Annotated in this window: 16 protein-coding genes and 1 pseudogene; 10 read left to right on the forward strand and 7 right to left on the reverse strand. The window is 65.5% G+C overall.

All coding sequences use genetic code 11. From position 1 onward, the window contains the following. The 3 genes from ABZD10_RS08260 to ABZD10_RS08270 form a co-directional block, all read left to right on the forward strand. Nucleotides 1-780 (forward strand): His/Gly/Thr/Pro-type tRNA ligase C-terminal domain-containing protein (locus ABZD10_RS08260; protein WP_372885739.1); only part of this gene is annotated, 780 nt, incomplete at its 5' end. A gap of 124 nt (nt 781-904) precedes the next feature. Then, entirely contained in the window at nt 905-2,191 is a 1,287-nt protein-coding gene (locus ABZD10_RS08265) for a lipoprotein-releasing ABC transporter permease subunit (RefSeq protein ID WP_372885740.1), read from the forward strand. Beyond that, on the forward strand, nt 2,184-2,867 hold the full coding sequence (locus ABZD10_RS08270; protein WP_372885741.1) for an ABC transporter ATP-binding protein: 684 nt from the start codon (nt 2,184-2,186) through the stop codon (nt 2,865-2,867). Before ABZD10_RS08265 ends, ABZD10_RS08270 begins: the two co-directional genes overlap by 8 nt. A gap of 9 nt (nt 2,868-2,876) precedes the next feature. Here ABZD10_RS08270 and ABZD10_RS08275 read toward each other — a convergent pair whose 3' ends face one another. Continuing rightward, entirely contained in the window at nt 2,877-3,323 is a 447-nt protein-coding gene (locus tag ABZD10_RS08275) for a DMT family transporter (protein ID WP_372885742.1), read from the reverse strand. Between the two features lie 297 nt (nt 3,324-3,620). Here ABZD10_RS08275 and ABZD10_RS08280 point away from each other — a divergent pair, with 297 nt between their 5' ends. Continuing rightward, a complete protein-coding gene (locus tag ABZD10_RS08280) occupies nt 3,621-4,013 on the forward strand; it encodes a cytochrome c (protein ID WP_372885743.1) in 393 nt (130 codons plus the stop codon). Next, the gene (locus ABZD10_RS08285) at nt 4,010-4,411 is read left to right on the forward strand and encodes a cytochrome c (protein WP_372885744.1); all 402 of its coding nucleotides are present in this window, start codon (nt 4,010-4,012) and stop codon (nt 4,409-4,411) included. Before ABZD10_RS08280 ends, ABZD10_RS08285 begins: the two co-directional genes overlap by 4 nt. 36 nt (nt 4,412-4,447) lie before the next feature. Here the strand turns inward: ABZD10_RS08285 and ABZD10_RS08290 are convergent, their stop codons facing one another. Beyond that, nucleotides 4,448-5,104, reverse strand: coding sequence for a DNA-3-methyladenine glycosylase I (locus ABZD10_RS08290; RefSeq protein ID WP_372885745.1), 657 nt, complete (start codon nt 5,102-5,104; stop codon nt 4,448-4,450). Between the two features lie 249 nt (nt 5,105-5,353). On the opposite strand from ABZD10_RS08290, the gene ABZD10_RS08295 reads away from it, so the two are divergent. From ABZD10_RS08295 to ABZD10_RS08315, 5 genes are all read left to right on the forward strand, one after another. Then, nucleotides 5,354-5,986 carry an ATP-dependent Clp protease proteolytic subunit gene (locus ABZD10_RS08295; protein ID WP_372885746.1) on the forward strand — a complete coding sequence of 211 codons (633 nt, stop codon included), beginning with the start codon at nt 5,354-5,356 and terminating at the stop codon, nt 5,984-5,986. 116 nt (nt 5,987-6,102) lie between these two features. Next, nucleotides 6,103-7,365 carry an ATP-dependent Clp protease ATP-binding subunit ClpX gene (clpX, locus tag ABZD10_RS08300; protein WP_372885747.1) on the forward strand — a complete coding sequence of 421 codons (1,263 nt, stop codon included), beginning with the start codon at nt 6,103-6,105 and terminating at the stop codon, nt 7,363-7,365. Between the two features lie 124 nt (nt 7,366-7,489). Further along, complete coding sequence (locus tag ABZD10_RS08305; RefSeq protein ID WP_372885748.1) at nt 7,490-7,876, forward strand: NADH:ubiquinone oxidoreductase subunit NDUFA12; 387 nt, start codon at nt 7,490-7,492, stop codon at nt 7,874-7,876. Between the two features lie 15 nt (nt 7,877-7,891). Beyond that, nucleotides 7,892-8,341, forward strand: coding sequence for an outer membrane lipid asymmetry maintenance protein MlaD (mlaD, locus tag ABZD10_RS08310; protein WP_372885749.1), 450 nt, complete (start codon nt 7,892-7,894; stop codon nt 8,339-8,341). After that, entirely contained in the window at nt 8,338-8,847 is a 510-nt protein-coding gene (locus ABZD10_RS08315) for a DUF2155 domain-containing protein (RefSeq protein ID WP_372885751.1), read from the forward strand. The genes mlaD and ABZD10_RS08315 overlap by 4 nt, the downstream gene beginning before the upstream one ends. Here ABZD10_RS08315 and aat read toward each other — a convergent pair. The 5 genes and pseudogenes from aat to ABZD10_RS08340 form a co-directional block, all read right to left on the reverse strand. Beyond that, entirely contained in the window at nt 8,790-9,461 is a 672-nt protein-coding gene (aat, locus tag ABZD10_RS08320; RefSeq protein ID WP_372885752.1) for a leucyl/phenylalanyl-tRNA--protein transferase, read from the reverse strand. The two genes, ABZD10_RS08315 and aat, sit on opposite strands and share 58 nt — an antisense overlap. After that, entirely contained in the window at nt 9,461-10,813 is a 1,353-nt protein-coding gene (gene accC / locus ABZD10_RS08325) for an acetyl-CoA carboxylase biotin carboxylase subunit (protein ID WP_372885753.1), read from the reverse strand. The genes aat and accC overlap by 1 nt, the downstream gene beginning before the upstream one ends. Nucleotides 10,814-10,822: 9 nt before the next feature. Beyond that, nucleotides 10,823-11,311, reverse strand: coding sequence for an acetyl-CoA carboxylase biotin carboxyl carrier protein (accB, locus tag ABZD10_RS08330; RefSeq protein WP_372885754.1), 489 nt, complete (start codon nt 11,309-11,311; stop codon nt 10,823-10,825). Nucleotides 11,312-11,479: 168 nt separating this feature from the next. Continuing rightward, on the reverse strand, nt 11,480-12,022 hold the full coding sequence (locus ABZD10_RS08335) for a LuxR C-terminal-related transcriptional regulator (protein ID WP_372885756.1): 543 nt from the start codon (nt 12,020-12,022) through the stop codon (nt 11,480-11,482). A 144-nt stretch (nt 12,023-12,166) separates the two neighbouring features. Continuing rightward, nucleotides 12,167-12,338, reverse strand: a pseudogene (locus ABZD10_RS08340) (succinyl-CoA--3-ketoacid-CoA transferase); the annotation flags it as partial.

Below are 12,338 nucleotides of genomic sequence, written 5' to 3' on the forward strand. Positions count from 1 at the left end.
GCGATCCCGATGCGCGCCGATTCGGGGCCGATCGGCGGCGATGACACCCATGAGTTCCTGGTGCTGGCCGAGACCGGCGAATCGGAAGTCTTCTATGACAGCGCGGTGACCGATCTCAGCTTTGGCGATCGCGACATCGATTATGACGACCGCGCCCAGTGCCAGGCGATCCTCGAGGAGTTCACCTCGAAATACGCCCGCACCGACGAGACCCACGACGCGGCGCTGTTCGAACAGATCCCGCAGGAGCGCCGCCGCGTGGCGCGCGGCATCGAGGTCGGGCAGATCTTTTATTTCGGCACCAAATATTCCGAACCCATGGGCGCCACCGTGCAGGGGGCCGACGGCAAGCCGGTGCCGGTGCACATGGGCTCGCACGGGATCGGTGTCTCGCGGCTGCTGGGGGCGATCATCGAGGCCAGCCACGACGACAAGGGCATCATCTGGCCCGAAGGCGTGACCCCCTTCCACTGCGGCATCGTCAACCTCAAGCAGGGCGACGAGGCGGCGGATGCGGCCTGCGAGTCGCTTTACGCCTCGCTGTGCGGGCTCGGGCTCGAACCGCTTTACGACGATCGCAAGGAACGCGCCGGGGCCAAGTTCGCCTCGATGGATCTGATCGGTCTGCCCTGGCGCATCACCGTCGGGCCGCGCGGCCTGAAGAACGGGGTCGTCGAGCTGACCAGCCGCCGCAGCGGCGAGAGCGAGGAGATGCCGCCCGAGCAGGCGGTGGCCAAGATCGCCGGGATCTACCGCGACCACATGGTGCGCGGCCTCTGAGGCCGGGCCGCCTCCGGCGGGAGTATTTGTCAAGAGATGAAGCCGGGGCGGGGGCAGCCCCGGCGGCGCTTGACCGCGAGTCCGGGCGGCAATAGGTTTGCGCCAACAGCGAGCCGGAGCAGTCATGGCAGGCAGAACAGCACCTTTTGCGCCTTTTGAGTGGATGATCGCCTGGCGTTATCTGCGGGCGCGGCGCGCCGATGGCGGGGTCAGCGTGATGACCTGGATCAGCCTGATCGGCATCACCCTGGCGGTCTTCGCGCTGATCGCCACGCTGGCGGTGCGTGCGGGGTTCCGGGCCGAATTCGTCGATACCATTCTGGGCGCCAATGCGCATGTCACGGTCTATCGCTCGGGCGTGGTCGACGCGAGGGGGCGCATCGATCGCAGCATCGACGACTATCAGGCGATGGCGGCGCGGCTGCGTGCCGTCGAGGGGGTGACGCGGGCGGCGCCGCTGATCAAGGGCCAGGTGATGGCCAATTTGCGCGACCGTAACTCTGGCGTCGAAGTCTATGGAATCTCGCTGGAAAACCTGAAGGAACTGCCGCGTATCGCCGACCCCGGGACCGGGCGGGGCGACATTGCGCGTTTCGAGCAGGGGATCGCCATCGGCAGCGGCGTGGCGCGGGAGCTGGGGGTGATCGTCGGTGACAGGATCAAGCTGATCTCGCCCAACGGGGTCAGGACCGCCTTTGGCACCTCGCCGAGGATCAATGCCTATGAGGTGGTCTATGTCTTTTCCGCCGGGCGCTATGACATTGACCGCACTCGGGTTTATCTGCCCTTTGCCGAGGCGCAGCGCTTTTTCGACCGTGACGGGGTCGCCGACGAGATCGAGGTCATGGTGGCGGCGCCGGAACAGGTCGAGGCGCTGTCTCTGGAGCTGATCCGCGCCGGGGGCGAGCGCACGCTGCTGTGGACCTGGCGCGATGCCTCGGGGGGCTTTCTGCGGGCCCTCGAGGTCGAGGACAACGTGATGTTCGTCATCATGTCGATCCTGGTTCTGATCGCGGCGATGAATATCGTCTCGGGGCTGATTATGTTGGTAAAGAACAAGGGGCGCGACATCGGTATCCTGCGCACCATGGGGCTGACCGAGGGGGCGATACTGCGAGTCTTCTTTATCTGCGGCGCCTTTACCGGGCTAAGTGGAACCGTTTTCGGCGTCGTTCTGGGCTGTCTTTTCGCGATCTATATCGACCCGGTGTTCGCTTTTGTAAACATGGTGATGGGTGGCGGGGCCTGGGATCCGGCCATTCGCGGCATCTATCACCTGCCGGCGCGGCTGGAATTGGGCGATGTTCTGAGCGCGGTGTCCCTGTCCCTGGGCCTGTCTTTCGTGGTCACGATCTTTCCGGCCCGGCGCGCGGCGCGGATGAACCCGGTGGAGGCGCTGCGTTATGAGTGATGTCGTGCTGCGACTGGAAGGGATCGAAAAGCGGTATAACAAGGGCTTGCCCGGCGAGGTGAATGTGCTGCGCGGGGCCGGGCTGACGCTCGGGGCGGGCGAGATCGTGGCGCTGGTGGCGCCCTCGGGGGCCGGCAAGTCGACCCTGCTGCATATTGCCGGCCTGCTCGATCAGCCGGATGCGGGGCGGGTCGAAATCGACGGCCGGGCCTTGCAGGACAGATCCGATCGCCAGCGCACGGCCGCGCGGCGTCAGGATGTCGGATTCATCTATCAGTTCCACCACTTGCTGCCCGAGTTTAATGCGCTCGAGAACGTGGTTCTGCCGCAGTTGGCCAATGGTGTGACGCGCGGCGCGGCCGAGGCGCGCGGGCGCGACCTGCTGGCCCGTGTCGGGGTGGAAAACCGCGCCCGGCACCGCCCCGGCGAGCTGTCGGGCGGCGAGCAGCAGCGCGTCGCCTTCTGCCGGGCGCTGGCCAATGCGCCGAAGATCCTGCTGGCCGACGAGCCGACCGGCAACCTTGATCCCGCGACATCCGACCAGGTCTTTGCCACCCTGCTGCAATTGGTGCGCGAGACCGGTCTGGCGGCGCTGATCGCGACCCACAACATGGCGCTGGCGGCGCGGATGGACCGGGTTCTGCAGCTGGAAGGCGGCCTGCTGGCGCCGGCCTGAGCCGGTGACTCAGGCCTGCTGGGTCAGCCAGACACCGGCCGCCATCAGCGCGATACCGCCGGCGCGGGTCAGCGACAGCGGGCTGATCTGGGCCCCGAACAGGCCGAAATGGTCGATCGCGGCGGCCGAGATCAACTGCCCCAGAAGCACGAAGAACACCGCGTTTCCGACGCCGAATTTCGGCGCGACCCAGGTGATCGACAGGACGTAGAAGGCCACCAGAAGCCCGGCCAGAAACAGGTGTTTCGGGGCTGCGGGCAGGCCGGAGAGTCGCGGCGCGTGACCGCTGAGCAACAGCGCCAGCACCGCCGCCGAAAGGGCGACGCAGAACAGCACCGCCCCGGCGGCAAAGGGCGAGCCGAGCCGCTGGCCAAGCGCCGCGTTCAGCGCCGCGAGCAGCGGGATCCCGATCCCGGCGGCGAGCATGATGAGGGCGTAGTGCAGGGTTTGCGGCATGTCTTGTCCTCCCGGGACAAATCGGCGTTGTGGCGGATCGGACCCGGTCGGGTCGCCGCCATCTCAACAGGCTTTGCGTGCGCGCCGCAAGCCCGCGATCGGGCCGGCGTGGAAAAAGGTCCGGCCGTGAGGCTGCCACCGGGATATGGCGGGCGGGGCGACGGCGCGGAATGATCCGGATCAATGTCGTGCACCGGTTGCTCTGCCAGAGTTGCAGGCAAGGCCAATCCGCGCGAGGCTGGCGTAGGCCGGGCAAAAGCCGGGCTAAGCTGCGGCAATTCGAGGGAAGGTAGACCAATGCGATTTCTGACACTTATCTGTGCGACCCTGCTGGCGGGGCCCGGCCTTGCCCAGGATGGCGAAACCGGCCGGGCGCTTTATCTCGAGCATTGCGCCGCCTGCCACGGGCTGGATCTGGACGGGCAGGGGCCGATGGCGGGGGTGATGATCATCAAGCCGGCCAATCTGACGGCGCTGAGCGCCAGCAATGACGGGGTGTTCCCGCTGGAGCGGGTGATCAAGCGCATCGACGGGCGCGACCCGCTGGTCGCGCATGGCAGCCCGATGCCGGTCTATGGCCATTTCTTCGAGGGCGGCGCGGCGGCGATGAAAACCGCCTCGGGGCAGCCGATCATGACCAGCCGGGCGATCGCCGATCTGGTGGCCTATGTGCAGGAGGCGCAGCAATGAGGCTGGGCATTGGCTGCGCGGCCCTGCTGGCGCTGGTGAGTTGCGGCGAGGCGGAGATGCCGGGCGAGGCCGAGGGCGCGCGGGTCTATGCGAGCAACTGCGCCGCCTGCCACGGCGAATCGGGGCGCGGCGACGGTGCGGGCGCTGTCGACCGCGCGCCGGCGCCGGCCGACCTGACCCTGATCTCGCAGCGCGCCGGAGGCCGTTTTCCGGTGTCGATGGTGCTGAGCAAGATCGACGGTTACAGCGCCGATGACGCGGCGCGGGCGGCGATGCCGGAGTTTGGCGCCATGCTGCGCGGCGAAATGGTGCCGGTCGAGACCGAAGACGGGGTGATGACGCCGACGCCGCGCCCGCTGGCGGCTTTGCTGGCCCATCTTCAGATCATCCAGAAGTGACCGCTTGGCGCCGGTGGCATCCGGGGCCGCGCCGGATCAGAGCGACATGGCCAGAACCCGGCTGATCTCGGTCAGGCTGCGCCCCGACTGCTCCATCCAGTCGTTGAAGGCGGCCTGAACCGCCGCCAGCGCGCCCTTGGAGCTCGCCGGCCTGTCGATCACCCCTTCGGCAATCAGCCGCGCGGTGACGTCGCGGCTGAGGATGAAGGCATCGCGTCCGGCAAAACGCATCGCGTATTGGCCGCTCATGCCGCCGAGCCGGGCACCGTCCTTCCTGAGCCGCGCCAGGAGACCGACGTAATCGGTCGAGGGCCAGCCGCCGAGCACCGCGCCGGCGCCGCCTTCGCCGCGCAGCGCCTGCAGGAAATGGGCGTTGTCGATCACGGTGCGGATCTTGGGCGCGTTGCGCACGATCGCGGTATCGGCCATCAGCCGGTCGAGATCCTCGTCATGCAGGAAGGCGCAGCGATCGACGTCGAAACCGTGAAAGGCGGCTTCGAAACCGGGCCATTTGTTGTCCACCACCTTCCAGTTGAACCCGGCCTGAAAGATGCATTTGGTCATGATCGCCAGCCAGCGGTCCTCGGGCAGCGTGGTGACCTCGGGGTCGGGGCGTGTCAGCAGCGCCGCGAGCGCCTCGGCGCCGCCCTTGCGCTGGGCGGCAATGTCGAAAAGCTCGTCGAAATGGCGCATGCGGGCCTTCCTCGGTTTACGGTGGCGTTCGGCGGTGGCGGTGGGGCGCCAGTCGGCCCAGTCTGGAACGCGCCGTCCCCGTGGCGCAAGCCCTTTCGCCGCCTTCGCGGCGGCGCCGGGCCGGGCGCGGCGCCCGATCGGCGCGGGGCATATTTTGCCCTGCTGCCCTTGCAGCCCCCTCGGGCCGACTTTAAGACTCCCCTGTGGGCTTTGACCACACGCACCGACGCGAGCAAGAGGCAGGCGGACATGAACGATCCTATCGACACGTATATGAATACCCTGGTGCCCATGGTGGTCGAGCAGACCAGCCGTGGCGAGCGGGCCTATGATATTTTCTCGCGCCTGCTGAAAGAGCGCATCATCTTCGTCAACGGGCCGGTGCATGACGGCATGTCGACCCTGATCGTGGCCCAGCTGCTGCATCTCGAGGCCGAAAACCCGTCGAAGGAAATCTCGATGTATATCAACTCGCCCGGCGGTGTGGTGACCAGCGGGCTGTCGATCTACGACACGATGCAATATATCAAGCCCAAGGTCTCGACCTTGGTGATCGGTCAGGCGGCGTCGATGGGCTCGCTTCTGCTGACCGCGGGCGAGGCCGGCATGCGGTTCTCGCTGCCCAACAGCCGGGTCATGGTGCACCAGCCCTCGGGCGGCTATCAGGGGCAGGCGACGGATATCATGATCCACGCCCGCGAAACCCAGAAGCTGAAAGATCGCCTGAACGAGATCTACGTCAAGCACACCGGCCAGAAGCTGAAAGCAGTCGAAGCGGCGCTGGAACGCGACAATTTCATGTCGCCGCAAGAGGCCAAGGACTGGGGTCTGATCGACGAGATCGTCGAGAGCCGTGCCAAGGACGGCGAAGCCGAAAGCTGACCGAAACCCGCCCCGGCGTGAACTGGCCGGGGCACTTTCCACGTTGTACTCGGGGTGTGGCTGCCTTAAGCTGACCCGAACGCGACGGCGCATATCGAAGGCCCGAAAGGACGCAAATGGCAAGCAATTCCGGGGACAGCAAGAACACGCTTTACTGCAGTTTCTGCGGCAAGAGTCAGCACGAGGTGCGCAAACTCATTGCCGGCCCGACCGTGTTCATCTGCGATGAATGCGTTGAACTTTGCATGGACATCATCCGCGAAGAGACCAAGGCCAGCGGGCTGAAGGCCTCGGAAGGGGTGCCGACCCCGAAAGAGATCTGCAACGTGCTGGACGATTACGTGATCGGCCAGGCGCTGGCCAAGCGCGTGCTGTCGGTGGCGGTGCACAACCACTACAAGCGGCTGAACCATGCCCAGAAGTCCGGCGACATCGAACTGGCCAAATCGAACATCCTGCTGGTCGGCCCCACCGGCTGCGGCAAGACCCTGCTGGCGCAGACGCTGGCGCGGATTCTCGATGTGCCCTTCACCATGGCCGATGCCACGACGCTGACCGAGGCCGGTTACGTCGGCGAGGATGTCGAGAACATCATTCTGAAACTGCTCCAGGCTTCGGAATACAATGTCGAACGCGCGCAGCGCGGCATCGTCTATATCGACGAGGTCGACAAGATCACCCGCAAGTCGGAAAACCCCTCGATCACCCGCGACGTGTCGGGTGAGGGCGTGCAGCAGGCACTCTTGAAGCTGATGGAAGGCACCGTGGCCTCGGTGCCGCCGCAGGGCGGGCGCAAGCATCCGCAGCAGGAATTCCTGCAGGTCGACACCACCAATATCCTGTTCATCTGTGGCGGCGCCTTTGCCGGTCTCGATAAGATCATCGCGCAGCGCGGCAAGGGTTCGGCGATGGGCTTTGGCGCGGACGTGCGCGACAATGACGAGCGCGGCGTCGGCGAGATCTTCCAGGATCTCGAGCCCGAGGACCTGCTGAAATTCGGCCTGATCCCGGAATTCGTCGGCCGCCTGCCGGTGCTGGCGACGCTCGAGGATCTCGACGAGGACGCGCTGGTCACCATCCTGACCCAGCCCAAGAACGCGCTGGTGAAACAGTACCAGCGCCTGTTCGAGCTCGAGGACACGCAGCTGACCTTTACCGATGATGCGCTGACCGCGATCGCCAAACGCGCCATCGAGCGCAAGACCGGCGCGCGCGGGCTGCGCTCGATCCTCGAGGACATCCTGCTTGATACGATGTTCGAACTGCCGGGCATGGACAGTGTCACCGAAGTGGTGGTCAACGAAGAGGCCGTGACCTCGGAGGCCAGCCCGCTGATGATCCACGCCGATGCCGAAAAGGAGCCGGCGAACGTCGGCTGACCCCGAAGGGGCCGGGCAAAGAAATACGGGGGGCGGGCAATTTGTCCGCCCTTTTTCGTGGCCTGTCACACTGGACCTTTGCGGCGAATTGGTCCATATGGGGTATGAATTTGCGGAGGCATCCATGGGCATTCTGAGCACGATCAACAGCGTTTTCTCCTGGTGGAACGGCGCCACTCTCAACACCCGGCTGTTCACGCGCCGCAAGGGCGTGAAAGTGGGCGAAGACGATCAGGGCAACGTCTATTATCGCACGCGCAACGACAGCAAGCGCTGGGTCATCTTCAACGGCTATGTCGAAGCCAGCCGCATCAGCCCCGACTGGCATGGCTGGCTGCACCGCACCTATGATGAAACCCCGGTCGAAAAACCGCTGGTTCACAAGGCCTGGGAGAAACCGCATCAGGAAAACCTGAGCGGTTCGGCACTGGCCTATGCGCCGGCGGGCTCGATTCGCAAGGCGGCGGCTCCTGCGGCGCGCAGCGATTACGAAGCCTGGGTGCCGGAATAAACCCCGGAGGCGGCCATGTCGGCTGTGCGCACTGAAATCGCCGTCGGCGCCGCGGTCGTCGCGGTGGCCGTCGGTTTCCTGGTCTATGCCGGGCAGATGACCGGCTTTGCCTCGGCCACGGCAGGCTATCCGCTGACCGCCTCGTTCCGCTCGATCGAGGGGGTTTCGGTGGGCACCGATGTGCGCCTTGCCGGGGTCAAGATCGGCTCGGTCACCGATATCGCGCTCAATCCCCAGACCTTCCGCGCCGACACCCGGTTCACCATTCTGGAAGGGATCGACCTGCCCGATGACAGCGCGGTGGTGATTTCCTCCGAGGGGCTGCTTGGCGGCACTTTCGTCGAAATCCTGCCCGGCGGTTCGCCCTTCAATTTCGAGCCCGGTGCCGAGGTCGAGGACACCCAGGGCGCGGTCAGCCTGATCGGGCTGATGATGAAATTCGTCACCGGCGGAGAGGCGGAATGAGACGCGCCCTTGGCCCGTCTGTCGGCCTGTCCCTGGGCCTGCTGCTGAGCGCCGCGCCGGCCACGGCGCAGCAGATCACCGTGGAAACCCTCGACCCCGAGTCGCAGCCGCAGATCATTCTGCTGCCCGAGCGGCCCGAGGTGTTCTCGCTCAGCGAAGACCTCGGCGTGGTGACCTCGGAAGTCGCGGCGCGGGTGGTCACGGGGCAGGGGGCGCTGCTGCGCGGCCTTGACCGGCTGAACGGCGAGGTGGTCGACATCACGCTGAAAAACGGCTTTAGCGTCGCCTTCGGCGATCTCAGGGTCGATCTTGCCGAATGTCGCCACCCCGAAGACAACCCGACCGGCGAAGGCTATGCCTTTCTCACCATCTATGACGGAATCGAGGCGGTCGACCCGCTGTTCCAGGGCTGGATGGTGGCCTCGTCACCGGCGCTGAATGCGCTGGATCACCCGCGCTTCGACCTCTGGGTGATGCGCTGCGACACCACCTCGTCGACCGAGTAGCCCAGCGGGCCTAGGAAATTGGCCCGCCTCTCCAGCGCCGCCGCCAACTGTCGGTGATACCTGGCCCGGGTGATCTCGACAGCCCCCAGCGAGGCCAGATGCGGCGTCAGGAACTGGGTGTCGAACAGGGTGAACCCCTGCGCCCTGAGGTGGTACACCAGCCAGGCGAGGGCGATTTTCGATGCATCGCGGGCGCTGCTGAACATGCTTTCGCCGAAAAAGGCGCCGCCGAGGGTGACGCCATAGACACCGCCGATCAGCGCGCCGTCGCGCCAAAGCTCGAAGGAATGCGCCTGCCCGCGGTGGTGCAGGGCGATGTAAAGCCGGCGGATGCCCGGGTTGATCCAGGTCTCGTCGCGGTCGGCGCAGGCATCGACGACGGCGGCGAAATCGCGATTGATCGCGACCTCGTAATCGCGCCGCCGGATGGCCTTGGCCAGCGAACGCGCGACATGGAACCCGTCAAGCGGGAAGACGCCGCGCCTATGCGGGTCGACCCAGAAGATCTCGGGGTCGTCCCGGTGTTCCGACATGGGAAAGATTCCCATGGCATAGGCCCGCATCAACAGGTCGGGTGTGATCTCGTCCTGCCCGGTTTGCGGACCATGCGGCATCAGCCGTCAGCCATCTGCGACTCCAGCCACCGTTCGAGCCAGTGGATGTTGTAATCGCCCGAATGGATGTCGTCTTCGGCCAGCAGCGCGTGGAACAGCGGAATCGTGGTGTCGACACCATCGACGATCAGCTCCGCCAGCGCCCGGTGCAGGCGGGCCAGCGCCTCTTTGCGGTCGCGGCCGTGCACGATCAGCTTGCCGATCAGCGAATCGTAGAAGGGCGGGATCGAATAGCCGTCATAAAGCGCCGAATCCATCCGCACGCCCAGCCCGCCGGGGGCATGGTACTGCGTGATCCGGCCCGGGCAGGGGGCGAAATTCGGCAGCCGCTCGGCGTTGATGCGCACTTCGATGGCGTGGCCGTTCAGCTCCAGGTCATCCTGGGTGAAGGACATCGGCAGCCCCTCGGCGACGCGGATCTGTTCCCGCACCAGGTCGACACCGAAGATCGCCTCGGTCACCGGGTGTTCCACCTGTAGGCGGGTGTTCATCTCGATGAAGTAGAATTCGCCCTTCTCATAGAGGAACTCGATCGTGCCGGCACCGATATAGTTGATATTGGCCACGGCCTCGGCGCAGATCCGGCCGATCTCGGCGCGTTCCTCGGGCGAGATGCAGGGGCCGGGCGCCTCTTCGAAGACCTTCTGGTGGCGGCGTTGCAGCGAGCAGTCCCGCTCGCCCAGATGCACGGCATTGCCCTTGCCGTCGCCAAAGACCTGAATCTCGATATGGCGCGGCGTGGTCAGGTATTTCTCGATATAGACTTCGTCATTGCCAAAGTTCGATTTGCCCTCGGCGCGCGCGGTCTGAAAGGCGCTTTTCATCTCGGCGGCGCTGTTGGCGACCTTCATGCCCTTGCCGCCGCCGCCGGCGGTGGCCTTGATGATCACCGGATAGCCGAACTCCTCGCCGATCTTCAGCGCAGTCTCGAGATCGGGCACCCCGCCTTCGCTGCCGGGCACGCAGGGCACACCCAGCGCCTTCATCGTCTCCTTGGCGGTGATCTTGTCGCCCATCACCCGGATATGTTCGGCGGTGGGGCCGATAAAGGTCAGGTCGTGGTCTTCGACGATCTGCACGAAATTGGCGTTTTCCGACAGGAAACCATAGCCCGGATGGATCGCCTGGGCGCCGGTGATTTCGCAGGCCGCGATGATCGAGGCCATGTTGAGATAGCTTTCCGAGCCGGGGGCGGGGCCGATGCAGACCGCTTCGTCGGCCATGCGCACATGCATCGCGTCGGCGTCGGCGGTCGAATGGACCGCGACCGACTGAATGCCCATTTCGCGGCACGCGCGGATCACGCGCAGGGCGATCTCACCGCGGTTGGCGATAAGGATTTTATCAAACATGTCAGCGCCTTATTCGATGATGACCAAGGGGGCGCCATATTCGACGGTATCTCCGTCACCGACCAGGATGCGCTTGACCGTGCCCGGTTTCGGGGCCGGGATATGGTTCATGGTCTTCATCGCCTCGACGATCAGCAGCGTGTCGCCCTCGGACACTTTGTCGCCGACGCTGACGAAGCTGGGGGCGCCGGGTTCGGCCTGAAGATAGACGGTGCCCACCATCGGCGAGGTGACCGCGCCGGGGTGGCTGGCCGGGTCGTCCGACACGCTGGCCTCGGCCAGGGCAGGGGCGGCGGCCGGTGCGGCGACCGGGGCAGGGGCGGCGGCAGGGGCGACGACGGTCGCGGCCAACTGGGTCTGGCGGCTGACGCGCACGTTCAGGCTGTCGTCCGACCCGTATTCCCGCATCACTTCGAGTTCGGTCAGATCGTTCTCGCGCAGAAGCTCTGCCAGCGCCTGAATGAAGGCAACGTCATTGTCGTGGTTTTTCTTGCTCATCTTAGTCTGTCCTCTTCAACGCTTCGCCGCGCGGATGTGAGTCTGATTGGTTTCCCTTGGGTCGCGTTATATGGCATCGCGCCGCCAGTGAAAAGCGCGCTCGCATGCCGAGTGACATGGGGGAGCGAGGGGCGGATTTCCAGTGGCTTTTTCGGTTTTCAAGCTGCCTCAGAGCGGCATTCCCGACAGTTTGGCCACCAGTTCGGCCAGTTTGCGGGCACCGAACTTGCGCAGCAGCCGGGCGCGGTATTCCTCGACCGTGCGATAGCTCAGCGACAGTTCGAGGCCGATCTCCTTGCTGGTCATGCCGCGGCAGGTCAGGATCGCGACCTCGCGTTCCCTTTGCGACAGCTCGACCACGGGGCGGTCGTCCGAGAGGTCGGCAAAGGACCAGATGCTTTTCTGGAACGGGTTGTCCGGGGTCGTCGACTGGCCCCGGGTGCGGCACCAGAACAGGGTATCGTCGCGCCGCCGCATGACCCTTTCGTCATTGTAGCGCCCGGTCTCGCGAATCGCGGCATAGACCCTGGCGCCGAATTTCTGGTAGTCCTCTTCCGAGGCGTAGAAATCTGCCAGCGAGCGGTTGGCGCAGTCTTCGGGGGCGGCCTTGAACATCTCCCCGAAGGCGCGGTTGCAGCGCACGATCATGCGATTTTCGAGTATCGCGAGCCCGATCGGGGCATGTTCGAAAGCGTCGGCGGCCAGATCCATGGCACGAGACTTGCAGCAATTGCGGCGCGAAGCCAAGCCGAAATCCCCGCCGCCATCGCAAATGCCGGCCTGCGGCGCCGGTGCGGGGCAAAGAAAAAGGCCCGGCGCAACGGCCGGGCCCCTTGATGCCGTGTCGGCGGCCGATCAGTTGACCAGCGTCGCCTCGGTGGCGGCGCGGAACTCTTCCTCGCTGACGCCATCGGCCAGTTCCACCAGCCTGAGGCCGCCCTCGACCACGTCCATCACGCCGAGATTGGTGATGATGCGATCGACCACGCCCCGGCCGGTCAGCGGCAGGGTGCATTCCTTCAGCACC

It is taken from the genome of Shimia sp., assembly GCF_041624275.1.
Lineage (GTDB): Bacteria > Pseudomonadota > Alphaproteobacteria > Rhodobacterales > Rhodobacteraceae > Shimia.

What these genes read in the sequence shown, in the direction of transcription:
- ABZD10_RS08265 (WP_372885740.1), top strand. Translation starts at nt 905, where the DNA reads ATGGCAGGCAGAACAGCACCTTTTGCGCCTTTTGAGTGGATGATCGCC.
- ABZD10_RS08270 (WP_372885741.1), top strand. Translation starts at nt 2,184, where the DNA reads ATGAGTGATGTCGTGCTGCGACTGGAAGGGATCGAAAAGCGGTATAAC.
- ABZD10_RS08275 (WP_372885742.1), bottom strand. Translation starts at nt 3,323, where the DNA reads ATGCCGCAAACCCTGCACTACGCCCTCATCATGCTCGCCGCCGGGATC.
- ABZD10_RS08280 (WP_372885743.1), top strand. Translation starts at nt 3,621, where the DNA reads ATGCGATTTCTGACACTTATCTGTGCGACCCTGCTGGCGGGGCCCGGC.
- ABZD10_RS08285 (WP_372885744.1), top strand. Translation starts at nt 4,010, where the DNA reads ATGAGGCTGGGCATTGGCTGCGCGGCCCTGCTGGCGCTGGTGAGTTGC.
- ABZD10_RS08290 (WP_372885745.1), bottom strand. Translation starts at nt 5,104, where the DNA reads ATGCGCCATTTCGACGAGCTTTTCGACATTGCCGCCCAGCGCAAGGGC.
- ABZD10_RS08295 (WP_372885746.1), top strand. Translation starts at nt 5,354, where the DNA reads ATGAACGATCCTATCGACACGTATATGAATACCCTGGTGCCCATGGTG.
- clpX (WP_372885747.1), top strand. Translation starts at nt 6,103, where the DNA reads ATGGCAAGCAATTCCGGGGACAGCAAGAACACGCTTTACTGCAGTTTC.
- ABZD10_RS08305 (WP_372885748.1), top strand. Translation starts at nt 7,490, where the DNA reads ATGGGCATTCTGAGCACGATCAACAGCGTTTTCTCCTGGTGGAACGGC.
- mlaD (WP_372885749.1), top strand. Translation starts at nt 7,892, where the DNA reads ATGTCGGCTGTGCGCACTGAAATCGCCGTCGGCGCCGCGGTCGTCGCG.
- ABZD10_RS08315 (WP_372885751.1), top strand. Translation starts at nt 8,338, where the DNA reads ATGAGACGCGCCCTTGGCCCGTCTGTCGGCCTGTCCCTGGGCCTGCTG.
- aat (WP_372885752.1), bottom strand. Translation starts at nt 9,461, where the DNA reads ATGCCGCATGGTCCGCAAACCGGGCAGGACGAGATCACACCCGACCTG.
- accC (WP_372885753.1), bottom strand. Translation starts at nt 10,813, where the DNA reads ATGTTTGATAAAATCCTTATCGCCAACCGCGGTGAGATCGCCCTGCGC.
- accB (WP_372885754.1), bottom strand. Translation starts at nt 11,311, where the DNA reads ATGAGCAAGAAAAACCACGACAATGACGTTGCCTTCATTCAGGCGCTG.
- ABZD10_RS08335 (WP_372885756.1), bottom strand. Translation starts at nt 12,022, where the DNA reads ATGGATCTGGCCGCCGACGCTTTCGAACATGCCCCGATCGGGCTCGCG.